At 52.1% G+C, this 26,157-nt stretch carries 27 protein-coding genes and 1 other RNA gene; 11 read left to right on the plus strand and 17 right to left on the minus strand.

Annotated features, from left to right (window positions below; genetic code table 11):
* Positions 1 to 108 precede the first annotated feature (108 nt).
* Positions 109 to 1,206, minus strand: coding sequence for a quinone-dependent dihydroorotate dehydrogenase (locus tag EH198_RS13145; protein ID WP_124695987.1), 1,098 nt, complete (start codon positions 1,204 to 1,206; stop codon positions 109 to 111).
* 183 nt (positions 1,207 to 1,389) lie between these two features.
* Here EH198_RS13145 and EH198_RS24655 point away from each other — a divergent pair, with 183 nt between their 5' ends.
* The gene (locus EH198_RS24655; protein ID WP_185702873.1) at positions 1,390 to 1,527 is read left to right on the plus strand and encodes a hypothetical protein; all 138 of its coding nucleotides are present in this window, start codon (positions 1,390 to 1,392) and stop codon (positions 1,525 to 1,527) included.
* Here the strand turns inward: EH198_RS24655 and EH198_RS13150 are convergent.
* From EH198_RS13150 to EH198_RS13160, 3 genes are all read right to left on the minus strand, one after another.
* Positions 1,524 to 2,981 carry a L,D-transpeptidase gene (locus EH198_RS13150; protein WP_124695988.1) on the minus strand — a complete coding sequence of 486 codons (1,458 nt, stop codon included), beginning with the start codon at positions 2,979 to 2,981 and terminating at the stop codon, positions 1,524 to 1,526. The two genes, EH198_RS24655 and EH198_RS13150, sit on opposite strands and share 4 nt — an antisense overlap.
* A 150-nt stretch (positions 2,982 to 3,131) precedes the next feature.
* Positions 3,132 to 3,374 carry a ferredoxin gene (locus EH198_RS13155; RefSeq protein ID WP_124695989.1) on the minus strand — a complete coding sequence of 81 codons (243 nt, stop codon included), beginning with the start codon at positions 3,372 to 3,374 and terminating at the stop codon, positions 3,132 to 3,134.
* Positions 3,375 to 3,541: 167 nt separating this feature from the next.
* On the minus strand, positions 3,542 to 4,837 hold the full coding sequence (locus EH198_RS13160) for a DNA polymerase IV (RefSeq protein WP_124695990.1): 1,296 nt from the start codon (positions 4,835 to 4,837) through the stop codon (positions 3,542 to 3,544).
* 385 nt (positions 4,838 to 5,222) lie between these two features.
* On the opposite strand from EH198_RS13160, the gene cimA reads away from it, so the two are divergent.
* Complete coding sequence (gene cimA, locus EH198_RS13165; RefSeq protein ID WP_124695991.1) at positions 5,223 to 6,842, plus strand: citramalate synthase; 1,620 nt, start codon at positions 5,223 to 5,225, stop codon at positions 6,840 to 6,842.
* Between the two features lie 115 nt (positions 6,843 to 6,957).
* Here the strand turns inward: cimA and EH198_RS13170 are convergent, their stop codons facing one another.
* Positions 6,958 to 7,563 carry a TlpA family protein disulfide reductase gene (locus tag EH198_RS13170; RefSeq protein WP_124695992.1) on the minus strand — a complete coding sequence of 202 codons (606 nt, stop codon included), beginning with the start codon at positions 7,561 to 7,563 and terminating at the stop codon, positions 6,958 to 6,960.
* Between the two features lie 217 nt (positions 7,564 to 7,780).
* Between EH198_RS13170 and EH198_RS13175 the strand changes: the two genes are divergently transcribed.
* On the plus strand, positions 7,781 to 8,257 hold the full coding sequence (locus EH198_RS13175; RefSeq protein WP_124695993.1) for a M67 family metallopeptidase: 477 nt from the start codon (positions 7,781 to 7,783) through the stop codon (positions 8,255 to 8,257).
* Here the strand turns inward: EH198_RS13175 and EH198_RS13180 are convergent.
* The 3 genes from EH198_RS13180 to EH198_RS13190 are packed head-to-tail and all read right to left on the minus strand — an operon-like array spanning position 8,239 to position 11,481.
* A complete protein-coding gene (locus tag EH198_RS13180) occupies positions 8,239 to 8,988 on the minus strand; it encodes an exonuclease domain-containing protein (RefSeq protein WP_124695994.1) in 750 nt (249 codons plus the stop codon). The two genes, EH198_RS13175 and EH198_RS13180, sit on opposite strands and share 19 nt — an antisense overlap.
* Complete coding sequence (locus tag EH198_RS13185) at positions 8,985 to 10,055, minus strand: DUF294 nucleotidyltransferase-like domain-containing protein (protein WP_124696063.1); 1,071 nt, start codon at positions 10,053 to 10,055, stop codon at positions 8,985 to 8,987. The genes EH198_RS13180 and EH198_RS13185 overlap by 4 nt, the downstream gene beginning before the upstream one ends.
* Before the next feature lie 40 nt (positions 10,056 to 10,095).
* Positions 10,096 to 11,481: an ammonium transporter gene (locus EH198_RS13190; RefSeq protein ID WP_124695995.1), complete on the minus strand. Its 1,386-nt coding sequence runs from the start codon at positions 11,479 to 11,481 to the stop codon at positions 10,096 to 10,098.
* 286 nt (positions 11,482 to 11,767) lie between these two features.
* Between EH198_RS13190 and EH198_RS13195 the strand changes: the two genes are divergently transcribed.
* Positions 11,768 to 12,199: a MerR family transcriptional regulator gene (locus EH198_RS13195; RefSeq protein WP_124695996.1), complete on the plus strand. Its 432-nt coding sequence runs from the start codon at positions 11,768 to 11,770 to the stop codon at positions 12,197 to 12,199.
* A gap of 24 nt (positions 12,200 to 12,223) precedes the next feature.
* Complete coding sequence (locus EH198_RS13200; RefSeq protein WP_124695997.1) at positions 12,224 to 12,898, plus strand: zinc metallopeptidase; 675 nt, start codon at positions 12,224 to 12,226, stop codon at positions 12,896 to 12,898.
* Positions 12,899 to 12,947: 49 nt separating this feature from the next.
* Here the strand turns inward: EH198_RS13200 and gltC are convergent, their stop codons facing one another.
* A complete protein-coding gene (gene gltC, locus EH198_RS13205) occupies positions 12,948 to 13,862 on the minus strand; it encodes a glutamate biosynthesis transcriptional regulator GltC (protein WP_124695998.1) in 915 nt (304 codons plus the stop codon).
* A gap of 48 nt (positions 13,863 to 13,910) precedes the next feature.
* A complete protein-coding gene (locus EH198_RS13210) occupies positions 13,911 to 14,540 on the minus strand; it encodes a rhomboid family intramembrane serine protease (RefSeq protein ID WP_124695999.1) in 630 nt (209 codons plus the stop codon).
* Positions 14,541 to 14,660: 120 nt separating this feature from the next.
* Between EH198_RS13210 and tpx the strand changes: the two genes are divergently transcribed.
* On the plus strand, positions 14,661 to 15,179 hold the full coding sequence (tpx, locus tag EH198_RS13215) for a thiol peroxidase (protein ID WP_124696000.1): 519 nt from the start codon (positions 14,661 to 14,663) through the stop codon (positions 15,177 to 15,179).
* Here tpx and EH198_RS24660 read toward each other — a convergent pair.
* The 4 genes from EH198_RS24660 to EH198_RS13230 form a co-directional block, all read right to left on the minus strand.
* Positions 15,163 to 15,306 (minus strand): hypothetical protein, encoded by a 144-nt coding sequence (locus EH198_RS24660; RefSeq protein WP_185702874.1) that lies wholly within the window; start codon positions 15,304 to 15,306, stop codon positions 15,163 to 15,165. The two genes, tpx and EH198_RS24660, sit on opposite strands and share 17 nt — an antisense overlap.
* A gap of 52 nt (positions 15,307 to 15,358) precedes the next feature.
* Complete coding sequence (locus tag EH198_RS13220) at positions 15,359 to 15,748, minus strand: DUF1499 domain-containing protein (RefSeq protein ID WP_124696001.1); 390 nt, start codon at positions 15,746 to 15,748, stop codon at positions 15,359 to 15,361.
* Positions 15,749 to 15,904: 156 nt separating this feature from the next.
* Positions 15,905 to 16,096: non-coding RNA, 6S RNA (ssrS, locus tag EH198_RS13225), on the minus strand.
* 112 nt (positions 16,097 to 16,208) lie between these two features.
* Positions 16,209 to 17,042: a YesL family protein gene (locus tag EH198_RS13230; protein ID WP_124696002.1), complete on the minus strand. Its 834-nt coding sequence runs from the start codon at positions 17,040 to 17,042 to the stop codon at positions 16,209 to 16,211.
* 184 nt (positions 17,043 to 17,226) lie between these two features.
* Between EH198_RS13230 and EH198_RS13235 the strand changes: the two genes are divergently transcribed.
* The gene (locus tag EH198_RS13235) at positions 17,227 to 17,325 is read left to right on the plus strand and encodes a dihydroorotate dehydrogenase (protein ID WP_124696003.1); all 99 of its coding nucleotides are present in this window, start codon (positions 17,227 to 17,229) and stop codon (positions 17,323 to 17,325) included.
* 83 nt (positions 17,326 to 17,408) lie between these two features.
* Here the strand turns inward: EH198_RS13235 and cshA are convergent, their stop codons facing one another.
* On the minus strand, positions 17,409 to 19,037 hold the full coding sequence (cshA, locus tag EH198_RS13240; RefSeq protein WP_124696004.1) for a degradosome RNA helicase CshA: 1,629 nt from the start codon (positions 19,035 to 19,037) through the stop codon (positions 17,409 to 17,411).
* 333 nt (positions 19,038 to 19,370) lie between these two features.
* Between cshA and EH198_RS13245 the strand changes: the two genes are divergently transcribed.
* The 4 genes from EH198_RS13245 (at position 19,371) to EH198_RS13260 (ending at position 23,555) form a co-directional block, all read left to right on the plus strand.
* The gene (locus EH198_RS13245; RefSeq protein ID WP_124696005.1) at positions 19,371 to 20,192 is read left to right on the plus strand and encodes a YitT family protein; all 822 of its coding nucleotides are present in this window, start codon (positions 19,371 to 19,373) and stop codon (positions 20,190 to 20,192) included.
* Positions 20,193 to 20,368: 176 nt separating this feature from the next.
* Positions 20,369 to 20,557, plus strand: coding sequence for a hypothetical protein (locus EH198_RS13250; RefSeq protein WP_124696064.1), 189 nt, complete (start codon positions 20,369 to 20,371; stop codon positions 20,555 to 20,557).
* A 207-nt stretch (positions 20,558 to 20,764) separates the two neighbouring features.
* Positions 20,765 to 22,021 carry a putative glycoside hydrolase gene (locus EH198_RS13255; protein ID WP_246014278.1) on the plus strand — a complete coding sequence of 419 codons (1,257 nt, stop codon included), beginning with the start codon at positions 20,765 to 20,767 and terminating at the stop codon, positions 22,019 to 22,021.
* Between the two features lie 160 nt (positions 22,022 to 22,181).
* Positions 22,182 to 23,555 (plus strand): MATE family efflux transporter, encoded by a 1,374-nt coding sequence (locus tag EH198_RS13260; protein WP_124696006.1) that lies wholly within the window; start codon positions 22,182 to 22,184, stop codon positions 23,553 to 23,555.
* 270 nt (positions 23,556 to 23,825) lie between these two features.
* On the opposite strand, the gene pfkA is transcribed toward EH198_RS13260, so the two are convergent.
* Positions 23,826 to 24,797, minus strand: coding sequence for a 6-phosphofructokinase (gene pfkA / locus EH198_RS13265; RefSeq protein ID WP_124696007.1), 972 nt, complete (start codon positions 24,795 to 24,797; stop codon positions 23,826 to 23,828).
* Positions 24,798 to 24,821: 24 nt separating this feature from the next.
* Positions 24,822 to 25,904 carry a tetraprenyl-beta-curcumene synthase family protein gene (locus tag EH198_RS13270; RefSeq protein WP_185702876.1) on the minus strand — a complete coding sequence of 361 codons (1,083 nt, stop codon included), beginning with the start codon at positions 25,902 to 25,904 and terminating at the stop codon, positions 24,822 to 24,824.
* Positions 25,905 to 26,157: the final 253 nt, after the last annotated feature.

Raw genomic sequence — 26,157 nt, forward strand, 5'->3', positions numbered from 1 at the left:
GTCGCCGCTCCTGCCAAGAAGAAACGGCCGTGCAGCCTCTTTAAGGACTGCACCCGTTTCTCTAGAAATATAAGTTCCCAAGGATAAGCGTTCAAAGCTTACCTTTGCTTATATTTGGACGTCCGCGCCCACCGCCTCGGAGATATGCCGGAACCCGTCCCGCCGCAGAAGATTCCGCAGTCCGGCGTTCAGCCTGCGGTTCACCTCAGGTCCTTCGTAGATCAGCGCCGTATAAATTTCGACCAGGCTTGCGCCCGCCCGAATCTTGTCATAGGCGTCCTGCGGGGTGAAAATGCCGCCTGATCCGATAATCGGCAGCTTTCCGTTCGTTTGACGGTAGATCGCGGAAATAACCTCCGTCGATCTGTCCCGCAGCGGCTTTCCGCTGAGTCCTCCGGTCTCCGATGCTCTTTCATGGGTGAGTCCCTCACGGCGAACCGTCGTGTTGGTAGCTATGATACCATCCATTCCCGTTTCTGTCAGCGCGTGCACCATATATTCAAGTTCGGATGCGCTGACATCGGGAGCGATTTTGACAAGTATGCTCTTCTTGACGCCGCTTGCCTTGCGCTGAAGCTCCATCTCTTCCTTAACCTCGGACAGCAGATGGGACAGCTCGCTTCCGTGCTGGAGGCTGCGCAAATCTGGTGTATTCGGCGAGCTGATATTGACTACAAAAAAATCACCGTACGGATACAGCGTACGAATGCACTTCCGGTAATCCTCGTGCGCAGCTTCGTTTCCGGTAGTCTTGTTCCGGCCGATATTCACCGCCACCGGAATACTCCGCCTAGTTTCCGACTTCAGACGCCGCGCCATAGCTTCCGCGCCTTCGTTATTGAAGCCCATCCGGTTGATGAGCGCTTCATCGGACGGAAGCCGGAACAGCCGCGGCTGCTCGTTTCCCGGCTGGCCCTTCGGCGTCACCGTACCGACCTCCATGAAGCCGAAGCCGATTGACGAAATTCCGGGAACCGCCTGGGCGTTCTTATCCAGTCCGGCCGCAAGTCCAACAGGTGTATGAAAATGAAGACCGAACAGGTCGACAGCCAGCTCCGGCGTCTCCGGGACGCCGTACATCAGGCGCAGAGCAGAGCGTCCTCCCGGCAGGGCGGCCGCTTTTTCCAGTCCCCCGATGACGAGATGGTGCGCTGCTTCCGGGTCCATTTTGAAGAAAAAAGGTTTAGCAATATTTCGATATAGCACCGTTCTCGCTCCTTCAGGCATAAGGTTTCATTATGATTTTAGCCTTTTCCGCGAGAAAAGAAAAGTTTTTGCCTCTGCCCGAGGAGACCGTCTTGGACAAGGAGTATAGTATTTTTTTTGTAAACGCATTACAATGTAAGGGTACTTGGAATTAACGATAAGAGAAAAGGAAGGTCGATCCCTATGTCAGCCAAACGCAAACCGCCTACGATGCAGCAGAAAAAAGAAGAGGTCAACCGCAAAGCGATTGTCTGGGTCGGCGTCAGTATTGCGCTGCTTGTGCTTGTTTTCATCATCCTCTTTATCGTAACAGGCAGTTAATTCAGCCAATGGTACTCTTTACGGGGGTTGGTCTGGTTCCCGGCGGCGTTTAGGGTGAAAGGCTTCTCTGAACTCAGCGTTTCGTCAGGCAGAAGACCCCCTTTGACGATTTGCACCTTGGTTCCTTTAGGAACAAGATTGAACAGCTCCTCGATATCGTCCCGCTTCATTCGAATGCAGCCCTTCGATTCGTCTTTACCAACGCTTTCCGGTTCATCGGTGCCGTGGATCGCGTAGCTGGTGTCGGACAGCTGCATCCCCCTGCTGCCGAATTCCCCATTGTCATGTCCGTTCGGATTCACGACTTTGTCGGTAATGACGAAGCGGCCTTCCGGCGTCCGGCTTCCTCCAAGACCTACTTCATAGCTTCGTACGATAATTCCGCCGCTGGTCACCGCCAGGCGGTGTTTTTGCTTGTCGATGAGAATGGCGAGCGGCTGGGACAGGAACGGCATCTCCATTCCGCCTTCTCCTGCCGATGCTGCTGCCCCTGCTGCGGCTTTCATATCCTGGTCCGGCGCCGTCGCCCCAGCCGCAGCGCCTTGCGCCCCCTTCCGGCTCCGTTCCGCCGCTATCGCTTTCAGCGGCTCGAACGCACGCTCCATCAGCGGCTTCGTCCCTGCCAGCCAATTACCCGGAAAATCTCCAGCCAGCTCGGAGAGCGATTCTGGAAGCCGTCCCTTGGCCGCGCGGAAGCCGGCCAGCGCGCTCCAGAGAGTTGCCAGCTGCTCCTGCCGCTCCTGCCATCCGGCGGCGCGCTCCGTGAGGGTCCCGGCATCCGGCGGCTTGCAGGCGCAGGCTGCTGCATCGTAGGACTGGATCGTCGTTCGTCCGTTCTCCCCCCGATCCACTGTATATGCCACGGGAAGCCGCTCTTTCCAGATGAGCCATTTCCCCGAGCGCTTCATGCCCAGCACGGCAGTCAAAGAATGAGCCTTACCGCCTCCGCTTCCGAGTATTCCGGCCAGATCGCGCGCTGACGGCCCGTTTCCCGCTTCTCTGGCTGTGAACAGAACCTTATTAATCGCCGTTGGTTCTGATCCGCCGCGCTTCCCACGGGCGGCTTGCCCTTCGGAAAGTGCGGGCAAGTCAGCAGACTGAACCGCGTAAGGCTTTCCGGCTGATACCCCCAAATCTTTACCCGGCGCTATGGCCGCAGCAGGCATCAGAACAAGCAGGAACAGCGACAAGGCGAGCAGCAGCTTGCGTGTCACGCCTGTCCGCCGTTCCCGCTCACGGGCCGTCCGGAGCAGCCCTTCCTCGTACTCACGGAGCATATCTCCCGGCACCTTGCTCTGTTCAAAGGCTTCATACACACCCCCAGCCTGATTAAAGCAATAGTTTGCCTTCCCTTCCTGCCCGTTCTTCTTATATTCTTTCCCCAGCAAATACCACGCCATTTTATTTTCGGGATGCTTCTGCACATACTGCTTGAGGTACTGCGAATTTTTCATCATTACCTCCGTATAGTTGGAACAGGCTCAACGTTTATACTATATATCGGACCGCGAACGGCAAAAAGACACCCCGTTCACAATAAAATCTGTGAAACGGGATGTCTCTTAATGAGCTGAATTAGCTCAATCCATGAAACGGCGAAAAAGTTAGCCTTCCTTGTTAAAAGGCGTATCCGCAATTTTGATGGAGTCCGTAGGACAGCCGTCAGCGGCATCCTGCAAATCATCAAACAAATCTTCCGGGATGTCCGTTACGCCGCGGTTTGCGTCCGCTTCGTAGATGACCTCAGCCAATCCCTCATCGTCATAATCATAAATGTCCGGGGCCGTAGCGCCACAAGCTCCGCATGCGATGCAGGTGTCCTTCTCGACCCAAGTGTATTTAGCCATAGTTCTCTGCCTCCTGTTGACCAATCAGCTCCGCTCAAGGCAGGCTGTTATAATAACGATTGTCGTTCCTGGTGGACGAGTTGTCGTTTCTTCTTGTCATATTAATATAAAAAGACGGCAATTTCAATCCGTATTCCCACGCTTTGTGATTTCCGCCATGAATTCCGTCACTCTTCATTCTGAGACGGCCGCCGCAGCTGATCCTTTTGCAGCGAGGTTCCGCGCGCCTGATGGTTCCGCAGCAGAGCGGTATGCGAGTCGCCCAGCATCCCGGCCGTCAGCACAGCATTCTCGCCGAATTTGTTGCGCAGCATATCCATCACCTTGTTCAGCGATTCCTTTTTCGGCTGTCGCTCGTAATTGAACAGGTCAAGCTGAATGGCGGACTCCTCCTTCGGAGTCAAGCCGTGCAGCGTCACTCCGAGCAGCCGGATTGGCTTCTCCTCGTTCCAATGCTTTTGGAACAGCCCGCAGGCCGCTTTATATATTTCCTCTGCCGTCTCGGTCGGAACCTCTAGCTGCCTCGAGCGGGTGATGGTCTTCATATCCGGTGTTCGCACGGTAAGCTGAACGCCGCTTGCAACAAGCTTCTGCCGCCGCAGCCTTCTTGCCACCTGGTCGCTTAAGGAGAGCAGAACCGGCCGCGCTTCGGCAATCCCTTCGATGTCGCCGGGAAGCGTCGTCGTGTGTCCAATCGACTTGCTCTGCTCACGCTCCGGATTTACGGGAGAGTCGTCGATGCCGTTCGAGGCGCGTTTGAGCCAGGAACCCATAACACCGAAGACGTCCGTCAGCATCCCTTCATCCGCTGCAGCCAGCTGTCCGATGCTGTAGATACCCAGCTTTTTCAGTTTCTCCGCCGTCTTGCCGCCGATCCCGAACATCTCGCCGCACGGCTTGTTCCACAGCAGCTTCGGCACATCCCTCAGCCTTAGAATCGAAATGCCGCTCGGCTTCTTGAGATCCGAGGCCATCTTGGCCAGCAGCTTGTTGGGCGCGATTCCGATGGAACATGGCAGTCCAAGCTCCTCCATAATTCTGCGCTGGATCGTCTCGGCGATCTCCGGCGGTGTGCCGAACTGGCGCGATCCGGTTATATCGAGGTAGCACTCGTCGATGGATACCGCCTCCAGCATCGGCGTATAGTTGTATGCGATTTGCATGAATGCGGCGGAGTAGCGTCGGTAAAGATGAAAATCGGGTTTAATGACAATCAGCTCGGGGCATATCCTCAAGGCTTTCTGCACCTGCATGCCTGTCGATATGCCTCGCCGTCTTGCCGGATACGAGCAGGTGACGATAATTCCTTTGCGAAGCTCCACGCTTCCGGCTACGGCGGTCGGTCTGCCTCTATAAGCTTCCGGATTCTCCGCCTCATGAACGGAGCAGTAGAACGCATTCATATCCACATGCAAAATGACCCGGCCGATTGCGGGATAATACCGGTCCACATTTTCGCTCATGCTTGTCCCTCTTCCTTCATCTAATACTGCTGATGCGCCTATTCCCCACCTGATTTTAGCATAACGCTCCCCGCTCAGCAGGTCAATCCGGAGAGCCATTGGACGAGACGCTTTAGCTGGCCGCGCCCTTTAACGTACACGCGCCGGAATTTTCCGCTCTTTTTTCGCTGGAAATGTATTATAATTGTATAGGTTCTCTGTTACATTCCCGCGCAAAAATGCTATAATATAAAAATTCATTCCCGCTAAGTTCACGCTTTCGATGCCAATTTTGCGAAGCGGGCTCAAGTAGATTATGCTATCAAAACTAAGTTCGACTTCCGAAGCCAGTTTTACGAAGCGGGCACAAGTAGATTATGCTATCAAAACTTTTAGGAGGACGCACATGCCAAAGTCCATCTCCATCTTCGATACAACGCTGCGCGACGGCACCCAAGGCGAAGGTATCAGTCTGTCGGCGGACGACAAGCTGAAAATCGCCAAGAAACTCGACGATCTGGGTGTGCACTATATTGAAGGTGGCATTCCTGGAAGCAACATGAAGGATATCGAATTTTTCAAAAGAGTAAAAGATCTTCATTTGCACGCCAAAATTACAGCATTCGGCAGTACGCGCCGCAAAAACTCCCAAGCGGATCAAGACGACAATCTTCAGCGCATACTGGCTGCAGGCGTACCCGCGGCCACACTGGTCGGCAAATCATGGGATTTCCATGTGCATACTGCGCTGCAAACCACCCTTGAGGAAAATCTCGCCATGATCGGCGATTCCATCGCTTATTTAAAAAACAAAGGGCTTGAGGTCATTTTCGACGCCGAGCACTTCTTCGACGGATACAAGAATAATCCCGATTACGCCGCCGCGGTTATGTCGCGGGCCCGCGAAGCCGGGGCAGATTGGCTCGTTATGTGCGATACGAACGGCGGAACGCTGCCGCATGAGATCCGCGACATCGTCTCCTCTTTGGGACTTAGGCTCCCCGGAGCGCCGCTGGGTATCCATACCCATAACGACTGCGAGCTTGCCGTAGCCAACGCGCTCAGCGCAATTGAGGCCGGTGCCCGCCAGGTGCAGGGAACAATCAACGGATACGGCGAACGCTGCGGTAACGCCAACCTCTGTTCCATCATCCCGACGCTGCAGCTCAAGATGGGTTACAATTGCATTCCAGGCGATTCTCTGCCGCAGCTAACGAATACGGCCCGTTATGTGAGTGAGGTCGCTAACGTCAACATGCCGGTGAACCAGCCTTATGTGGGAAGCGCGGCGTTTGCTCATAAAGGCGGTATTCACGTCTCGGCCATCCTGCGCGATTCCCGCACTTATGAGCATATTTCTCCCGAACTAGTCGGAAACAAGCAGCGCGTGCTTGTCTCCGAACTGGCTGGTCAGAGCAATGTGCTGTCCAAGGCTAAGGAGATGGGCCTGAATCTCGACCCAAGTAGCGAGCAGGCGCGGAAAGTAATCGATAAGATCAAGGATCTGGAGCATCAAGGCTACCAGTTCGAAGGCGCCGACGCTTCGCTGGAACTGCTGCTTCGTGAAGCGACGGGCGAAATGAACGAGCTGTTCACCTTCGAGTCATTCAAAATGCTTGTTGAGAAATCCGCCGGAAAACCGGTTGTCTCGGAAGCATTCGTCAAGCTGAAAGTAGGAAACGAAACGCTGTATACCGCCGGAGAAGGCAACGGTCCTGTCAACGCTCTCGACAATGCGCTTCGCAAGGCGCTTCTGGCCCACTTCCCGCAGCTCAAGGAAATGCATCTGTCCGATTACAAGGTGCGGGTTCTCGACGAAAAGGATCAGACCGCCGCGAAGGTTCGGGTTCTTATCGAATCTAAAAATTACACGGACACCTGGAGCACAGTCGGCGTATCCGCCAACGTCATCGAGGCAAGCTGGGAAGCGCTGGTCGACAGTATGCGCTACGCCCTGCTGGGTCAAATGTCGCCGGAGACAACCGATCTGCTGGATCTTGGCCAGTGCGGGCTAGTCAATCATTGAGTACAACCGGTTCGTCCTGTCAACTTCAATTATTAAGCTGAAACCGGCAAAAGAGCCGTTCCCCTATGCTTTACGACGCGGGAACGGCTCTTTTTCTATGCTAATCTTATAAGTCTTACTGCTGCACCAGCTTCTTAAGTTTCTCATCCATCTGCTCCGCCGTCAGTCCTCCGAGAATAATCTCGGCAACCACGCCATTTCGGTCAATCAGCACATTGGTAGGAAATACGGTTCCATTATATTTGGCGTAAGCCTCGCCCTTGAGATCAAACATTACAGGGAAGGCCAGATTGTATTTCTTGACAAAACGCTGGGCATTGGCTTTATAATCGTAGCTGGTGACGTTAATGCCGTATATATCGAGCGTACCCTTGTATTTCTCTGCTATTTTGTTCAACTCGGGTGCTTCTTTCTGGCAAGGGTCGCACCAGGAAGCCCAGAAATTTAGCAGGACAGCCTTATTCCTTGCTCCACCGACCGCATAAGCGGTGCCATCCTCACCCTGAATGGTGAAGGAAGGCGCAAGAAGACCGACCTTGGGCCCGCTCTCGGTCGGCAATGCCATACCGAGAGCGGGAAGAGTCTCCCGGGCTGCCGGCAGCCCCTCATTCTGCTGAAGAGCGGTTTCATTCTTCTTCCCGAGGTGCTGCGACAGTGTTACGGATGCCGCAATCAGCGCTATAACGGCAATGATCAGGTTTCTGCGGTTTGCTATCTTCATCGCGGCTTATCCTTTGCAAGTGGAGTGGTTAATTCCTATTGTACCCCCGACCCGGCAAGTTTCAAACCGCCAAGGCGGAAATAAACAAGTCGAGAGCTGTGTATATTTTTAAGCAAATCATGCGATGAATAAGATTACTCTACTTAAATCCGGAATCCGGACAAAAAAAAGAGGATTTCGTCCAGGACGAAACCCAATGAAGAGAGAGGGGTGAACAATGACAGCAATCCAGGGAAAAGTCCCGCCCATATGGCTGAAACCTTCCGTATACCAAGCGCTGGGGAAGCATTTGGCATCCGCTCTTCCGCACGAAGCGTGCGGCGTCCTGCTGGGTGCTGCCGCAGCGGGCGGCATGCTCATCGACACCTATGTGCCCATGCGCAACGTAGCGCCTGACCCGCTGCATACTTTCGTTCCCCATCCGGCCGACTGGATTTCGGCGCTTTATTTGACGCCGCCTCCAGTTGGCCTGTTCCACTCCCATCCGCGGACGCTCCCCCAGCCTTCTCCGGCCGATTTCGACGGACTGAGCGGACTGGATGACCATTTTGCGGTATATTTGATTGGAGCTCCAGGTTCAGAACCCGAGCATCCCTTTCATTTGAACGGGTACAATATTAAACGCACCAGAATCGGAGACGGAGCGCTATCCTTCTCCCTGATTCAGTCCCAGGTTCAGCTTCTGCTCAAGTAGGCATATAGCTCTCCCAATGTCTCTACCTTCTTGTGCTGGGCGATTTCACGCAGATAAGCCACCCAGAGCCTTGCCGTCATCTTGGCGTCTTCAAGCGCGTTATGCCTTCCGTGAATCGGTATGCCATGAACCGCCAGCAGCTCGTCTAGCGTGTAGTTGCTTCGGGTTGGCTCCAGCCAGCGCGCTAGCATCATCGTATCCAGCACACGGTGGGTAAGCTGGACCTTTGACGTTTTCCAGAGCGCCGCATTTAGGAAAGCTTTGTCGTGAGCGCTCGCGTGGGCGATCAGCACCCTTTTGCCCACAAAAGTCATGAAATTATGAAGTCCGTCAATAAGCGAAGGCGCCATCCTGCACATTTCTTCGGTAATTCCCGTCAAATCGGTAATTTTCGATGGAATGGAGGTACTACAATTCACAAGCGTATAAAAGCAATCTTCCTCCTTGATTTCCTCACCGACAACCTTTATGGCTCCAAAAGACAGAATTTCATCCCCATGCTGGCTTGAAAACCCCGTCGTCTCCAAATCGAACACAACCGTTTCAAGCTCGGATAAGGGCGTATGCAGTACCTCCGGACGGCGTTTCTCCCGCATCAGAGAGCGGATAAAAGCCATTTGTTGCGCGGTCTGCTGCGCCGTTTCTCCGCCACGAATCGAAGCGATCGCAGACGGCATTCCGCCGTGTCTTAGGTTGTTCCAGAACCCGCCGCCTTTGTTCGGCTCCTTCATAGCTGTCTCCTTTCCGCTGACCGGAGCTGGCGCTGCAGGACGCGATGTATGCGTCTTACAAGCAGCAGGCTATCTCGCAGCTCTGACATCAGCCGCCTGTTCCTCAGTTCATTTTCAGATGCAAAATCGCTGCTGGACAAAAGACCGTCTTGAACCGAATAGGGAGTGTTGACCCTCATCTTCAGCGCTGTCAGGAACGCGCTCCGCACGCCTTCCGGCAAATGATTGAATTCCTTGCTCAGCGCCTCCAGCCTTTCCAATGTCGAGGTCTCGCGAATTCCATGCTGCAAAGAAAAATATCTCACACCGTTAACCAATGGAATATACAGCCCGTATTTGACGTCAAATCCGCCCGCATGATCCCCGAATCGTTCGGTAAGCACCTGCCCGAGCAGATTGAGCGTCGCTTTGTGACGGACGGTATTGCGAAGAACGGCCGTCCAAAGCTTGGGATTATCGACGAATCCTTCATGATAAAAATCCAGCCACTGCTCGGAGAGACTGCGGTCTCCCGCGATATGACGCATATCGGAACAAATAATAAGATATCGAATAGGTTCCCATTCAAACTGGGTTCTCCAGCCCGTCAGCTGTTCTTTCCACTCAATCAGAGTCTTCCGCCACAACGGCTCGGAAACCATGACCTTGCCTTCGCATTTCTCATATCCGGAATCAGCCAGCAGTAAGGAAAGCCTGATGCCGAATTCTTCAAAATACTTCTCCTTCGCTTCCTCCGGTTCCCCTTCAATAATCAGCCCGTTATCCTGATCGCTCCACAACGTCGTTTCTTTTCTTCCCGCGCTGCCGAAAACAATAAAGGAATAAGCGCAGGGAGGCGGGCCATGGCCCGCCTCAATCATCTGCGCCTCGGATAAAGCAACTGCCGCTTCTGCAATAGCATCGTGCATCGCATTGACGCGCAGCATCCATTCCTCTATCGGGATAACATTCAACTGTTTGAGGAGATTGCTTTGACAGGCGACACGCCTTGTCTTAAGCTCCTGCGGCGAACCGGAAGTTACGATGGACGTATAAATTGCTTTATAGTCCCAATCGTCAGACTCCATCGGTGTCACTCGGTCCGCCTCCCAAATGTTCGTAATATGATTAGTGTTTCGAGGTCTCGGATTCCGAAATCAGCTTCATTTGCTCAGGATATCCGTAAGTACCATGTTCACTGATATCCAGACCCATCAATTCTTCTTCTTCCGTAACGCGAATGCCGCTTACCAGCTTCATGATATACAGGAAGACAAAGGACAAGATGGCAACGAAGGCAAAAGTTCCGATTACGCCCAGAACCTGAACGCCCAACTGGTGTACGCCGCCGCCATAGAACAGACCGGCTTTACCGATACCTACGGTTTCAACAAGCTCAGGAGTCGCGAACAAGCCAGTGGATACCGCACCCCACATACCGGCGATGCCGTGTACGGAGAACGCATAGATCGGATCGTCAAGACCCGCGCGTTCCAGCCATTGCGAAGTCATGAATGTAAAGGCGCCGGCAACGATACCGATAACAAAAGCTGCCCATGGTTCAACAAAGGCGCAGGCGCCGGTAATGGCTACGAGAGCGGCCAAAACGCCATTCAGCATTGCAGGAATGTCGGACTTGCCGAAGTACAGCCAGGAAGCTACCAGAGCCGCAAGACCACCGGCTGCCGCCGCAATATTCGTGGTCAAGGCTACATATCCGAAGAAGCCGCCCATCGGGCTCAGTGCGCTGCCGGGGTTGAAGCCGAACCAGCCGAACCACAGAATGATAACGCCGAGAACCGTGAATACTTGGTTATGCCCCGGAATAATAACCGGCTTGCCTTCTTTGTTGAACTTGCCAAGACGAGGTTTCAGCAAGATCGTTGCTACTACCGCAGCCGTTGCACCCGTCAGATGGACTACTGTCGAACCAGCATAATCCTGCATGCCCATCGTTGCCAGCCAGCCGCCGCCCCATACCCAGTGAGCAACAACCGGATAAATAAAGACGGAGAAAAGAATACCGAAGATAATGTATACGCTCAGCTTCGCGCGTTCAGCCATACCACCGGAGACGATGGCAAGCGAAACAGCCGCAAACGCCATTTGGAACAGGAATTTCACGTTCAAGGTTACGTCGGAGAATGCCAGCGAGTCAAAGGACGAAGCCATCGAATCACCGCCGTATCCAAAGCCCGACGTGCCGAAGAAACTGTTGCCGTTACCGAAGCCAAGGCCAAAGCCGAGAGCCCAGAAGCAAATGCTTGCAATCGCAAGCGTCAGAACGGTCTTACCGGCAACGTGGCCCGCGTTCTTCATTCGAACGGAACCCGCTTCAAGCATGGCAAAGCCAGCTTGCATAAAAAATACCAGGATAAAAGCCAAATAAGTAAATGCTGTGTCCAGACCGATTTGCAGGTCCGGAGCCGTAGGACCGTCAGCTGCAAAAGCGCTGACCGGGTAAATCGTTAATGTTAGCATCGCTAACACAAAACATAACCACTTTCTCTTCATTACTCCCCACTCCCCTATGTAATATATTCTAACAAAGCATGAAACTCTTAATGTCATTATAAGCAAAACGCATCAAAATTGACAAGAGTATTTTTCACGAAAAGAGAAATAAATTTTCAGTAAATATTTAGCAACATCAATCAAGAGTTTACCACATATACTTTATGAAAGTATGACGTTTGACTGTACGGTTTACGGTTGATATCATTATCATACATCAAGAAAGTAGGCCTTTTTCCTGCCATGGCCTAAAAATTTATGACTGTGAGGTGAACGGCATGGGGATATGAACCTGTATCGGATCGGCGAACTGGCTAAGGCGGCTCGTATCAGCGAGCGTACCATCGATTATTATACCAAGCTCGGACTAATCCAGCCGGAAACAAGGAGTATGAAAAATTACCGGCTTTACAGCCATGAAACCTTGGGTATCCTGGAACGTATTAATCAATTGAAACAAGAAAAATATACATTGGAAGAAATCAAGTCCATAATAGCCAAGTGGAACACGGCGACAGCCGATGTCGATGTATCCGGCAAGCTGGCCGAGCTTGAGGCCCATATGCAGCAGCTTCAGCGCGAGGTCAAGGCGCTTGAACCGGCGCTGAGCCAGTTGAAGCCGGGACAGGCCAAACGGGCGCTGGCCCATCTGATCCCGCAGGGAGCCGCCTGCATCGAAGCGATCCGCATTCTGCTGGCTCAAGGGCCTCCAATGTAAATCAACCGATCAAAAATTGGAGGAATGAACATGATGTACCTATTAATAATAGTAGCCTTTCTTTTCTCGTTATGGGCGCAGTTCAGGGTAAAAGGAACGTTCAACAAATGGTCACAAGTTGCGAACCTGAGCGGAATGACCGGTTACGATGCCGCGAGACGCATGCTGGATTCGAACGGTCTCGGGGATGTTCCGATCGAACCCATCCGGGGCGCCCTCACCGACCATTATGACCCGATTCACAGGGTTGTCCGCTTGTCTGAGCCTGTATATTACGAACGTTCCATCTCGGCGGTCTCCGTAGCCTGTCACGAGGTGGGCCACGCCATCCAGCATAAGGTTCACTATCCGATGCTTGTGCTGCGCCACCGGATGTTCCCAGTTGTAAATTTCGCTTCGGGCGTCGCTCCGTTCATGCTGCTGGCCGGCTTCCTGTTCAGTTCTTTGAACTTGATCGGGCTAGGCATCATCTTCTTCTCGGCGGCCGTCGCATTCCAGCTTGTGACGCTGCCGGTGGAATTCAATGCGAGCAACCGCGCCCGCCAAGTTATGGTCCAGGAAGGCTTTATCCGGAATGAAGAGGAACGCGGAGTCGCCAAAGTGCTTAATGCCGCAGCGCTGACCTACGTTGCCGCCGCTCTAGTTTCCGTGCTCGAACTGCTCCGCTTGATTATGGTTTACAACAGCAATCGAGACTGACTCTCAAACCGCTATTAACCTTGTGAAACACAACAAACCCCGGGAGGCTCTAGGAGCCGACCGGGGTATTATTTTGCCGTACTCTGAAATAAGTCAGCAGAAAAGCTCTGAACGAGCGGGCGACGAGCGGCAGCTTGCCGTCGGAACGGTGAATGAGCCCGATTGTGCGGGTAACCGCGGGCTCCACCACTTTCACCTGAGCCGGCTGAAGCGAGCTTGTCTGGAACAACGCCATTTCCGGCAGCAGGCTTACCCCCATTCCCGCGGCGACCAGACCGCGTATCGTATCCGTCTCTCCGCCCTCGAACGCAAGCTGCGGTGTAAAGCCCGCTTTCAGACAGGCCTGCCAAACGATAGGGCGCAGCGAGTAGCCAGGACTGAACAGCACGAACTGTTCTTCCTTGAGCTGCTCCAGCCTTATAACCTTCTCCTCGGCAAGCGGATGATTCTGAGGAAGGATGGCGAACAGCTCTTCGGTCATCACCACATCTCCGGTCAATTGATCGTCGCTGTCCGGGCAGGGCGATATGAAAGCCAGATCCACCTCACCCGAGAGCACATCCTTGATTAAGGAGGGATAGGTTCCCTGCTTGAACCGGAACTTAACATGTGGGTAATGCTGCCGAAACTCGGCAACGATGGCCGGAATCAGATGCGTTCCCATGCTGTGCGGAAAGCCGATCCGGATTTCTCCCCGTTCCGGGTCCAGAAATTCATGGATTTCGGCCACAGACCGGTCGAGATCCTTAAGAATCGATTCCACCCGCTTGCAAAACAGCTGGCCTACCGGAGTCAGCTGCAAATTCCTTCCTTTTTGCATGAATAAATCAACGCCCAGCTCCTGCTCTAACAGGCGGATCTGCCGGCTGACCGCCGACTGCGCCACATGCAGCTCCTCCGCCGCTCGGGTGACATGCTCTTTTTGGGCAACCTTCAAGAAGTACTGCAGTTGTCTAAGCTCCACGCCGCATTCGCCTCCGTCTTACGCTTCTTTCTATGGTGGTTATCTTTGTCATCGCTGCCGCCTGCTGGGAAAGACCCGAATACTAAGGCCGTACAGAAAAAATCCGCCGATCAACCCGCCGATATGCGCGATCAAATCCACATTTTGCCTAGTGAAGGACATTATAACCCCCAACGCCAGCAGAACGTAAAGCGTCTTGCGTGAGCCTTCGTCCATCATAGACCTTTGGAGCAGGGCAATATACAGAAACGCGCCATACACGGCAAAAATTGCCCCTGAAGCACCGACCGAAACGGTCACCACCGCCTGCGGACCGTCTCCCCATGCTCCCAAGGACAGAATATTGCCGACAACACCGCCCATTACATACAACAGCGCGTAACGCCACCAGCCCATAAGCCGTTCCAGTGGCGGCGCAAATACCAGGAGCGCAAAGCTGTTGAACAACAGGTGGGTAAATCCGTTATGAAGAAAGATAGAGGCAACCAACCGCCACAGCTCCCATTTTTGCTGTCCAGAATCCACTATCCCTCCGAATCGAAGCAGCGTATAGGGATTGGTCGAACCGCCGTTCAGCGTCAGCACCAGAAACATTACGATATTGGCGATAAGGATTAGGCTGGTAACGGGATAAAACTTAAGATAGCTCTTCCAGTTCTCATACCGAATGAATATCATGGCTCACCCTCCTTCTTCCTTCTTCTATGTACGTCCCCGGTTGGACATGGTCTCATTAAAAAGATTATAATTTACTGGAACAGCAACAATCCAATTTTCCAATTTAAGGAGGAATAATCAGTGTCTCAAGAAAGAACTGGCGTAGCCACCTTTAAAGGAAGTCCGATCACTCTTGTAGGGCCGCAGCTCCAAGTAGGAGATTCGGCTCCCGATTTTGTCCTCAGCAAAAGCCTGCTAGAGGAAGCCACATTAAAGGACTTCAGTGGAAAAATAAAGCTGATCAGCGTTGTTCCTTCCCTTGATACTGGCGTTTGCGACGCGCAGACCCGCCGATTTAACAGCGAAGCTGCTGAACTGGGCGACGGTGTCGCCATTCTGACAGTCAGCGCCGATCTCCCGTTCGCACAGGCGCGCTGGTGCGGCGCTGCGGGCATCGACCGTGTCATTACCCTATCGGATTACAAAACGAACGCGTTCGGCGAAGCCTACGGCGTATTGATCAAGGAATTCAAATTGGACATGCGATCCATTTTCGTTCTAGATAAAGACAACAAGATTACTTATGTGGAATATCTAAACGAAATGGCTGAACACCCGAATTACGAAGCAGCGATCGGCGCGGTCAAGAGCTTGCTGTAAGCTGCGGAAAATAGACATCCATGTTTAAAAAAGCGGAAGAAGGCTGATCAACCTTCTTCCGCTTTTTTACAGCAAAAACAAGACGATTTCCTCCACCGTCAGCCCGGGGGAAATTCGCTTCTTTCATAATATAAGCGCATACAATGCACGCTTGTTTAAGGTAAATACCGGAAAAGGATTCAATCGAGTTTAAATTTGCCGATCTTCTTGTCCATCGACTCGTACAGTCGTTGAATGACGCGATAGTTGGCTCCCAAATCGCCGAGCGAGCCCCGGGATGCCGAATAAATATCGACCGCGCAGCGTGTCGGCGACGTATTCAGCACGGAAACGGTAATATCCAGCGTCCGGCCGAAAGGCGTTTTTTTCTCCAGGGTGATTTCACCTACGGATTGAACCTCATGCAGTACTTTAAAGCCTGGAATTTTCTTCAGTGTGGATGACACTTCCTCCCATCCTTTTTCTTTGGTGAGGTTGTAATACCGCGTTTTCAGAGCAGGTTCTTTGGCACGGTCGCTCGTTCCTTCATGACTGCGGAACAAGCCTACCAAGTTTCTTTTTAAAGACAACATACTTCCTCCTCATATCCCAAGTTCACTATTCCAAGTGTATCACTGTTGCTCCCGGAACAAAAGTAAAATGCTTGTTTCTCCCACTGCATTTCGACAAAAAAAGAAAGCGCCCTTCTCCCGTTAGGGTAAGTGGCGCCTTCGTAAGTGATAAAGGAAAAACCCGCCTATGCCGTCCGGCTACAGTGTCTTCTGAACCTGCAATAGCAGGTGGGTGACCGCAGTTGCGTTTTTGAAGTCCCCATGTCATATAGACAGGGCCTTTCAGCTGCGCTTCATATAGATCTCCCAAGACATTATCATTGGTTCAAAACAACGAGCAGCCGATAACGTACATCGCAGGATTTAGTCTTATTATATTGCGTTTTAACGAAAAAGTAAACCTTGTATGCGCTTTATTTTACATGGAGATTATGTTTGCGTGAACCCAACGGAAACTCCCTTCCCCCGAAGTCCTGAACTAGGGCCGGGTACGCTCTTCATCCTGCGTGTCTTTGGATAAGTCGACATTTTCCGAAAGCCGTACCGAATCTTCTGTTTCTTCGCCGTTTTCAGCCTCGAGAGCTTCCTCGTCCCGCTGTTTCTTTTGCTCTGCCTGAAGCTGCAGCTTGTTGTAGGTAGCATAAAAATTAAAGAAAGCGACCATTGCAATCAGCGAAGGAATACAAACAAAATAAAGCGCAGGATATTTCAATCCGATAAAGGCGAGCAAGGCACCTGCCACTAAAGTTGTAAACACCCGGATCGGGCGGGCAATGGTCAGCAGAATGGAATTGCTCATTACTTGCTTGAAGGTCATCTGATAGTGAACCACGACGGAGAAGAAGTTAAACATCGATACCATCAGCACAATCATCAGAACAAGCATCAAAATCCCAACGATTTTAAAATCGGGCATCCGCGTCATATAAATCGTCACATCGAAATACATCACGAAGAACAGCAGCGTATAGATCAAACCGCCGAGCATGCTCTTAAGGTAGTTTTCTTTATACCCTTTAAAAAAAGTCTTGAACGTGCTGACGTCCGTATTGCCCATCACCCACTTGCGGACAACCGTGAACAGTGCGGACGTTGCCGGAAAAACAGTAAACGGAGCTGTGATGGCAAGCCCCCAGTTTAATGTGACCTGCTCGTTTACTCCCCCTTGGCCCGTCGCCATCAATATGAACTTCATAACGATAAAAAATAAGAACGGAGACGAACATATCGTCCACAGCACATTGCTGAACGCAATGCGTGAAATCCACTCCGTAATGCGGTACAGCCCGCCCATTGCTCCTTTAAACTCCACTTTACTTCCTCCTGTCTCTTCGCTACTGCGTACCTTAACTATACCTTATTTTATCGGGCCATTTCCATAGCCCAAGTTCACAAGTTTGGGCAGAGGTCTAAGCATCCCATGCAAAATCGCCATATACCCATATATTAAAATCGTAACCCTGACTATTACCGTTTTTGACAAAGGAGAGTATACCATGAGCGCACCTGTTGGCTACGGCGCCTGGACTTCGACCGGCACGATTCTGGTACCGTTCATCCTGCTTGTCATCATGGCTCGTACTATGTTCGTTTAATTTTTATAATTCAAAAAGAAGACGGTGCGCATCGATGCGCACCGTCTTCTTTGCCGCCAGGGCTTGTCAACCCAGGTCCGGACTTAAATGTCGAAAGAGTCCTCACGTTTTGCCGTGCGGCGCTCGCCGTCTCCCGGACGTTGGGACTTGCGTTCCCCGCCGCGGTAGCTTGAGCCTTCGCGGCTGGTGTTACCGTCACGGTTGCCTTTGTAGCCTCCGCCAGCGCCGCCAGCAGCACCGCCGCTGCTGTAACCACCGCGGCTGCCGCCATCTCGGTTGCCACGGTAGCCACCGCCACCGCTACCGCCGCCGTAGCCGCCACGGTTACCGCCGTAGCCGCCGCTAGGCTTGCGACCGCTGCGGATGTCGTTCTTGCCGCCGCGGCGTTTGACGCGGATCGGCTCTTCCGGTGTCAGTTGGACATCGGAATCCTTCTTCTCTCCGGTAAGCAGCTTGATTGCCGCAGTCAGCAGTTGAACGGAATCGTACTGCTCAAGCAGCTGGATGGCGATGCCCTTGTACTCGTTCAGATCACCGTTCTCCATCGTGTCCATCAGGCGTTCGGCTGTAACGCGCTGTTTGCCTTCAATCGCTTCGGCCATCGTCGGCAGCGGTTTGCGCGCAATGCGGTGACGGGTTACACGTTCAATCAGACGAAGGTGATCAATCTCACGCGGAGTAACGAAAGACCAAGCCGAGCCTTCTTTGCCGGCCCGTCCGGTACGGCCGATCCGGTGAACATAGCTCTCCGGGTCCTGCGGAAGGTCAAAGTTGATGACATGCGTTACGCCCGAAACGTCAAGACCGCGGGCCGCAACGTCGGTTGCGACCAGCACGTCGATGCTGCCGTCACGGAATTTGCGCATAACCGCGTCGCGCTGGTTCTGCGACAGGTCGCCGTGCAGGCCGTCTGCGGAATAACCGCGTTTTTGCAAAGCTTCAGACAGTTCGTCAACCCGGCGCTTCGTGCGGCCGAACACAATCGCAAGCTCAGGCGATTCCATGTCGATCAAACGGCTGAGCGCTTCGAACTTCTGGCGCTCCGGAACCTCGATGTAAGACTGATCGATCAGCGGCGCGCTGACCTGCTTTGGAATGACGGATACATGCTCGGGGTTCTTCAGGAACTGCTGGGCAAGACGCTGGATGTTCGGAGGCATCGTGGCCGAGAAGAGCATCGTCTGCCGTTCTTCCGGAACCAGCTTCAGGATGGACTGAATATCCTCCATGAAGCCCATATCCAGCATTTCGTCCGCTTCATCAAGCACGACGGTCTGTACGTCGTCCAGACGGATCGTCTTGCGGTTGATGTGGTCAAGCAGACGGCCCGGCGTACCGATAATGATCTGCGGTTTCTTTTTGAGACCGCGGATCTGACGGCCGATGTCTTGTCCGCCATAAATCGGCAGGGAACGAAGTCCCTTAAAGCGGGTGAGCTTTCCGATTTCTTCCGCGACCTGAATGGCAAGTTCACGGGTCGGTGTCATAATCAACGCCGCGATTTTTTCTTCGTCACGGGAAATTTTAGAGATAAGAGGAATTCCAAAGGCTGCCGTTTTCCCAGTACCGGTCTGAGCTTGTCCGATCAGGTCTCTTCCTGTCATCGCGATTGGGATCGACTGCGATTGAATTGGGGTCGCCTCTTCAAATCCCAACTCTGTGATGGCTTGCAACACTTTTGGCTCCAAGTCAAATTCTGCAAATGTTTTCAAATTATTCATGCTCCTTCTATACAGTGGACATTCCACATGCTTGTCTGTATTCTTAAGTAGCGGCAAACATTTATATGGTGTCCAATCATGCCGAAAACTCTGCATGGTTTCGCGTAAGGGGACGGCAGGCCGTCCTTTCATCAGGTGCTCCAATTGGCCCGAACAACAGTAGCTTCACATTCGAAACAATGCAAAAAGTTCATTGTAACGCTCTACTCAAGAATATCCTATACATTATATCACAAACTCGAAGAGGAATACCAGCGTATTCCTTTCATTCGTTTTTACATCGTTTGCATACTTTTTTACATTATACTTCGGTAGGTGATTTGCTTGCTTAGATACTGCTTAAACCTTCTTGCCGTCGTATTCGGCTCCGGACTGATTGCCGCCGGCTTCAATCTGTTCCTGATTCCCCACCGCCTGTTGAGCGGGGGTGTTTCCGGCCTGTCCATGCTGGCAAGCTACTTTACGCCGCTGGGCGTCAGTCCGCTGTATCTGCTGTTCAACATTCCGCTCCTGATCGCCGGATGGTTTCAGCTCGGCCGGCGTTTCATCGTGTTCAGCATCGCGTCGGTCGCCGCTGCGACATGGCTCATTGAAATGATTCCCGTCACACCGCTCGTCTCGGACATGCTGCTCGCTTCCGTATTCGGCGGAGTGCTCGTCGGAATCGGCTGCGGGATTTCGTTCCGTGTCGGCGGTTCTTCCGGCGGTTTCGACATTCTGGGATCGATTATCAGCCGGCACAGAGATTTTCCGATCGGCAACGTACTCGTTTCCCTGAATGCGCTCGTCATCCTCGCCGCGGGTTATCTTGAGAACAACTGGAACATCGCGTTGGCCTCTATGGCCTCCATGTATGTAACCGGCCGGGTGGTCGATCTGATCCATGTCAGCCATATCAAAGTGACCGTATTTATTGTAACGAACCGGACGGACGAAATGCTTCAGCATCTGCTCGGTCTCCAAAGAGGCGTAACCAAAATCAAGACCGAAGGCGCGTATTCCCACACGGAAAAGGATATGCTAATGACTGTAACGACCCGATACGAGCTGGCCGAGCTCAAACGGATCATCAAAGAAAGCGATCCGCAGGCTTTTGTCAATATTTTGGAAACCGTTGGCATTCTAGGCTCTTTCCGCAAAAGATGATTGTTAAAGGATGCACTTACTTTAAAATTGTGATATATTAATGATGCGCAGAAGTCAATATAATGCTCATGAAGATTCTTCTTTGCCCTCTTTTCCAGGCACTTGTCGTTTTTCTGGGTGAAACCTGAATGCAAGTTCAGCAACATTCGAAAAAGGAAAGGGTGATTACTGTGGAAATGGAAACGGTAAAACTGTTAGAAATCGTCATGAAGTGGTATCCGGATATGATGCCGTTTCTCAAGCAGGACGAACTCGATTCCATGATCGTTCTGCGGGACGGGCTGAGCATTTTGGACTCTGCTGATGCGATGGACATCATTCAGTACAGCATTTGCGAGCATCAGGATTCTGCGTATCTTCAATAAGAATTACAAGGTTTTAGATTGCCGCTTGGACCGGCGTTTTACCGGTTCAGGCGGCATTTACTTTTTATTTTACCGTTATAATCCCACTGTCTTTGTTTATAAACAAAAGGTAAAGATAAATGTTCCACTATTGTTACAAACCTGTTCTTTTTAACATTTAACGTTCTTATATAATTTAAGCTAACGTACATAAAAGGGGAGAAAACAATGAACATCACTTGGGCTATATTGATGATGGCCCTGGGAAGCGTAGGCGTTCAAAATGTCCAGACAGATGCTGACGTAGCCTCTGTGCTTCAATCCGCCGCCAACACGGCCATCGTCTCGAATCAGAACGGTACTACAGAGGCTCCGGAGTCATCCTCCGGCACCGGAACAACCGCCGGAACAGCTACTCCGGCTCCATCCGCTTTGCCCGGTGCAACCGCAGCCGCCGATGGCGCGCCGATGGCCGATCCTCAGCCGGACGCTCCCAAAGTCAAGGGAGTTTACGTCACAGCGTACAGCGCAGGCGGCTCGCGGATGGATACACTCCTGAATTTGATTGATCAAACGGAACTGAACGCAATGGTAATCGATATCAAGGACGACGCCGGTTATATTACCTACAAGACGGATAACGCCGAACTGCAGCAAATGGGCAAGCCGCAGCCGTTCATCCGGGATATAGGCAAGCTGATGGAGCGGCTCAAGAAACATGAGGTTTATCCCATCGCCCGCATTGTTGTTTTCAAGGATTCCGTCCTCGCGAAGAAACACCCGGAATTGTCCTTCGTAAAGAGCGACGGCTCCGTATGGCATAACAAAGGCGGTGACAGCTTCGTCAATCCTTACAATGAGAACGTATGGAAATACAATGTCGAAATTGCCAAAGAAGCCGTCAAGCTCGGTTTTAAGGAAGTCCAGTTCGACTACGTTCGCTTCCCCGAAGGTTTTGAAAAGCGTGCGGATTCGCTGAAATATACCAAAGTCGCCGGTAAAAGCCGGGTTCAAATCGTTTCGGACTTCGTCAAATATGCGAAGCAGGAGCTGAATCCGCTCGGCGTGCGCGTATCTGTCGATATCTTCGGTTATGCCGCATCGGTTCCGGCAGCCGAGGGAATCGGTCAGGACTTTGTGAAAATTTCCAAAAACGTAGATGTCATCAGTCCCATGGTTTACCCGAGCCATTATTCCACCGGCTGGTTTGACGTTAAAGATCCGGACAAAAATCCTTATGCAACTATTAAAGGCTCGATGGTTGACACCCATAAGAAGCTGAACCCGCTTGGAAGCTATAAACCGGTGATCCGTCCCTGGATTCAGGATTTCACCGCCAGTTGGCTCGGCGGCGGGCATTATATCAAATACGGCAAGCAGCAGGTGGAAGACCAGATCCGCGCTCTGAAAGAGCAGAACGTCGATGAATTCCTGTTATGGAACGCCAGCAACCGTTATACATCGGGCGTCGACTACGAAAAGTAACGTATACTGAACTTATCCGGCTTCATTCAACTATACCGAATACAGCTAAGTGAGGACCCGGCTCCGATGCCGGGTTCTTTGCTGGAAAAACGCGCTTGAAGCGCCGCGTGCCCATATGCTAACCATTTTTGCAAACTATTAGATAAAGAGGCAAACTTTCATGAAACCAACGACATCATTAGGCCAGAAGTCAATCCAGTTCCTCCATATTTTATTTCCCATTCTTGTCACTCAAATTGCCCTCTCGGCAATTGCGTTCTTCGATATGAACATGTCCGGCAAATTCGGCACCGCCGATCTGGCCGGGGTCGCTATCGGAACCAGCCTGTGGATTCCCGTCCAAACCGGACTGAATGGTATATTAATCGGCCTCACTCCGATCGTCTCGCAGCTGATAGGCAAAAAACGCGAAGGCGAAGTCGCCTACAAAGTCATGCAGGGCATCTGGCTGTCGCTTATCGTATCGGCTCTCGTGCTGGTGCTTGGAGTGCTGTCTTTGGGGCCAATCCTCAATTATATGAGCCTTGAACCCGCAGTACGCACCATCGCCTTTCGCTTTCTGGCCGCCATTTCCTTCGGCATCATTCCGTTGTTCGGATATACTGTGCTTCGAAGCTGCATTGATGCGACCGGACAGACCCGGGTGTCCATGTTTATTACTCTGATTGCCCTGCCCGTCAATGTCGGACTGAACTACCTGCTGATCTTCGGAAACTTTGGATTTCCCCGCCTGGGCGGTGTCGGAGCCGGAGTGGCTTCGGCGATCACTTATTGGGTTATTTTTAGTGTTGCTCTTCTATTTATATACCGGGCGGAGCCCTTCAAAAGCTTGCGGATTCTCCGTAAATTCCATTCGCTCTCTCCGGCAGCCATCAAGGAGCAGCTCGTAATCGGAGTCCCAATAGGCTTCTCCATTTTTTTTGAAACGGCCGTCTTCTCCACGGTTACTCTGCTGATGAGCCGATTCGATACGATGACGATTGCCGCCCATCAGGCCGCGATCAACTTCGCTTCCACACTGTACATGATTCCGCTCAGCATCTGCATGAGTCTAACCATTCTGGTCGGTTTCGAGGCGGGATCGGGCAGATTGAAGGATGCGCGCCAATACAGTGTTCTAGGGATAAGCTCAGCCGCCGCCATGTCGCTGGCGACTGCGATGGTGCTTCTCTTTGCCGGCAGGCATGTGGCCGGCTTATACTCCACCGATCCGGAAGTGATCGGACTAATCCGGCATTTTCTGATTTTTGCGATTTTTTTCCAGATATCCGACGCCATTGCAACGCCTATCCAAGGCGTTCTGCGCGGTTACAAGGACGTAAATCCGGCCTTTATTATTTGCTTTGTCGCTTACTGGATTATCGGCCTTCCCGTCGGCTATGTTTTGGCCGAATATACGGATCTGGGCGCGTACGGTTACTGGATCGGCTTGATTACCGGACTTGCCATCGGTGCGATTCTGCTGCTGTCGCGGCTGGTCAAGGTTCAGCGCCGCTTTACGGCCGAGTACACCACATTTAAAGCGGAAGGCTGATTAACCTACTGCAGCTTCAATAAAGTGCATGTCGATACTTTCGATGCCGCACAAATGATACCGCCTCTTCCGCTGAACATCTGCGAAAGAGGCGGTATTTTGCATTCTGCTGCGGTGGACGCTTGGCGGTGTTAAGCGTCAACACAGGGTATCAACGGCTTTTGACCAGCAGTCTACCGCTTCCTTGATTACCCTGTCCGGCGATATAAACCGGCTTTTATTGCAGCAAAAAAGCCCCGCGCATTACACGCAGGGCTTGTCCGTATATGATTACTGGGAGAGACGCGAAGCAAGATTGTACAGCTCAAGGTCGAAATCCTTCTTCGTATTGACAACCTTATCGATATCCGTAAGGGTAAGCTCGCCGTTGATGATGCCGCATGCTTTGCCCGATTCGCCTTCGATCAGCTTGCGTACGGCGAAATCGCCGAGCCGGCTGGCCAGGTTACGGTCGGCGGGAGTCGGGCTGCCGCCGCGCTGAATATGGCCGAGCACCGTTACGCGCGCATCGATCGATGCGTGGCGGTCCTTGAGCGCCTGGGCGATGTCTTCACCCTTACCTACGCCCTCGGCCACGATAACGATACTGTGGCGTTTGCCTTTGGCAAAGTTCTCCCGCATACGGTCGGCAACCTCGTCAAGCTCGAATGGCATTTCCGGTATCAGAATCGTCTCCGCTCCGGAAGCCAGTCCCGCATGCAAGGCAATATCGCCGCAATGGCGTCCCATGACTTCGACCACGGAAGAACGTTCATGGGAAGACATCGTGTCGCGCAGCTTGTTGATGGCGTCAACGACTATGCTGACAGCCGTATCAAAGCCGATGGTATAGTCGGTGAAAGAGATATCGTTGTCGATCGTACCTGGCAGCCCCATCGTCTTTATGCCGAGCTTGCTCAGTTTGTTGGCACCGTTGTAGGAACCGTCGCCGCCGATTACGACAAGGCCGTCAATTCCGTATTCACGCAAAATTTCGGCACCCTTCTGTTGTCCCTCCGGCTGGATAAACTCCAGACATCGCGCGGATTGCAGGATCGTGCCCCCCCGCTGGATAATGTCGCCTACGCTGCGGATATCCATCGGGAAAATATCCCGGTTCAGAAGCCCTTGATAGCCGCGTTGAATACCGAATACCTCAACTCCGAAAAAAAGAGCGCTGCGTACTACTGCGCGGACAGCGGCGTTCATGCCTTGCGAATCTCCGCCGCTTGTCAAAACTGCGATTTTCTTTACTTCTGCCATACGAATGGTTTCCTCCTTAGAATGCTAATACAAATGCTTGCGTATCCACCGGCTGTTGATAAAGAAAAACAGTCTGGTAAGAGGACTTCTCTTCATCAGCCTTCTGGAGACAGAGCGAACCTCCCGCTGTTCGCTGACTTTCGGATCGGATAAATACAATGCCAGCAGCCCCTCGATGACCATGCGGTGCAGGGGAGTCTCAGGTATGTTCCGAACATCTTTTCGTGCCCACTCCACGATTGAAGCAATCCGATTCAGCATGGTATCCGTATTGTCGTAGTAATTGCAGAAATTGAGATCGCCGCCGGCGCGGTCTTCATCCTGATCGATCAGATAATCCAGCATAATATGCAGACAGCATAAATGCGGGAAATACCCGGCTCGAATCAATGAAGCGTCCGGCTTGCTCAGCCTGGAGTCACAGGAAGCCAAAAACAGCATAAAAACACCCAACGTCGATCCTGTCGCCGCCGCAAATTCATTCCAATATAATTGCGGCGCCCTGCTTCGCTTCTTCTCCCACCATTCCTTAAGCGCAGCTTCCCTTAAATCGGGACGAATATGCTTATAGACCTGAAGATCCGTATATAATCCGGCCAGTTCAGAAATCTCCGGGGCCGCGGACGCGTATCCGGGAAGCCTTGAAATCATTTCCTGGCAAGTGCGGACCAGCCGGTGCAAATATCCGCCATCATCTTGTTCGCTGCGGAGCGCGTAATAATTAACCGGTTCAGCTCCCGGTGTAATCGCATCCAGCATTGATTGGTGCAGCAGCCTGAAGTCTTCGGCGTTCATAGAAGTGCTGCGGTCGCACAGATTGTCCAAATAATCGCTTATCGTCTGATAGGCGACAATCAGCGGGATGAGAATATGCCTCATCGGCAAATTGCCCGCGGCGTAAATGCCTCCGCCTTCGCAATGAAACTGTTTCGTTTCGATACTTGCGAGCGCTTGCTTCCGAAGCTCGGGATCGGGAATCCCTTCCGCATCCTTGCGCCAGACATTAAGGCAGTTCCTTACCTCTGGCAGCACGTACTTGTAGACCCTGCTCATTAATCCAATCGGGCCGCGCGGACTCAGGGAACGGCCTTGCTCAAATTCACTCAATGACGGTGCCTCCACATTGTTGTCTCCTTATCCAAATCATAATCATTATAATATGATCCAAACGTTTGTACAAACAAGAAAATCACTCGGATATTTTCATGAATTTTCATGAATAAGGCAAATTAACTACATAATCTATCATTACTTTATGATATACTATCCGTATTTCATCTTCAGAGGAGTGCTTACATGAATTTAACCGTCAGCTTATGCGTGCATCCGTCCCTATGCCAAGTATTGGGAGGAATGCAGC

This window comes from Paenibacillus rhizophilus, from assembly GCF_003854965.1.
Taxonomy (GTDB): domain Bacteria; phylum Bacillota; class Bacilli; order Paenibacillales; family Paenibacillaceae; genus Paenibacillus_AQ; species Paenibacillus_AQ rhizophilus.

What these genes read in the sequence shown, in the direction of transcription:
- EH198_RS24655 (WP_185702873.1), top strand. Translation starts at nt 1,390, where the DNA reads ATGTCAGCCAAACGCAAACCGCCTACGATGCAGCAGAAAAAAGAAGAG.
- EH198_RS13150 (WP_124695988.1), bottom strand. Translation starts at nt 2,981, where the DNA reads ATGAAAAATTCGCAGTACCTCAAGCAGTATGTGCAGAAGCATCCCGAA.
- EH198_RS13155 (WP_124695989.1), bottom strand. Translation starts at nt 3,374, where the DNA reads ATGGCTAAATACACTTGGGTCGAGAAGGACACCTGCATCGCATGCGGA.
- EH198_RS13160 (WP_124695990.1), bottom strand. Translation starts at nt 4,837, where the DNA reads ATGAGCGAAAATGTGGACCGGTATTATCCCGCAATCGGCCGGGTCATT.
- cimA (WP_124695991.1), top strand. Translation starts at nt 5,223, where the DNA reads ATGCCAAAGTCCATCTCCATCTTCGATACAACGCTGCGCGACGGCACC.
- EH198_RS13170 (WP_124695992.1), bottom strand. Translation starts at nt 7,563, where the DNA reads ATGAAGATAGCAAACCGCAGAAACCTGATCATTGCCGTTATAGCGCTG.
- EH198_RS13175 (WP_124695993.1), top strand. Translation starts at nt 7,781, where the DNA reads ATGACAGCAATCCAGGGAAAAGTCCCGCCCATATGGCTGAAACCTTCC.
- EH198_RS13180 (WP_124695994.1), bottom strand. Translation starts at nt 8,988, where the DNA reads ATGAAGGAGCCGAACAAAGGCGGCGGGTTCTGGAACAACCTAAGACAC.
- EH198_RS13185 (WP_124696063.1), bottom strand. Translation starts at nt 10,055, where the DNA reads ATGGAGTCTGACGATTGGGACTATAAAGCAATTTATACGTCCATCGTA.
- EH198_RS13190 (WP_124695995.1), bottom strand. Translation starts at nt 11,481, where the DNA reads ATGAAGAGAAAGTGGTTATGTTTTGTGTTAGCGATGCTAACATTAACG.
- EH198_RS13195 (WP_124695996.1), top strand. Translation starts at nt 11,768, where the DNA reads ATGAACCTGTATCGGATCGGCGAACTGGCTAAGGCGGCTCGTATCAGC.
- EH198_RS13200 (WP_124695997.1), top strand. Translation starts at nt 12,224, where the DNA reads ATGAACATGATGTACCTATTAATAATAGTAGCCTTTCTTTTCTCGTTA.
- EH198_RS13210 (WP_124695999.1), bottom strand. Translation starts at nt 14,540, where the DNA reads ATGATATTCATTCGGTATGAGAACTGGAAGAGCTATCTTAAGTTTTAT.
- EH198_RS24660 (WP_185702874.1), bottom strand. Translation starts at nt 15,306, where the DNA reads ATGAAAGAAGCGAATTTCCCCCGGGCTGACGGTGGAGGAAATCGTCTT.
- EH198_RS13235 (WP_124696003.1), top strand. Translation starts at nt 17,227, where the DNA reads ATGAGCGCACCTGTTGGCTACGGCGCCTGGACTTCGACCGGCACGATT.
- EH198_RS13250 (WP_124696064.1), top strand. Translation starts at nt 20,369, where the DNA reads ATGGAAACGGTAAAACTGTTAGAAATCGTCATGAAGTGGTATCCGGAT.
- EH198_RS13255 (WP_246014278.1), top strand. Translation starts at nt 20,765, where the DNA reads ATGAACATCACTTGGGCTATATTGATGATGGCCCTGGGAAGCGTAGGC.
- EH198_RS13260 (WP_124696006.1), top strand. Translation starts at nt 22,182, where the DNA reads ATGAAACCAACGACATCATTAGGCCAGAAGTCAATCCAGTTCCTCCAT.
- pfkA (WP_124696007.1), bottom strand. Translation starts at nt 24,797, where the DNA reads ATGGCAGAAGTAAAGAAAATCGCAGTTTTGACAAGCGGCGGAGATTCG.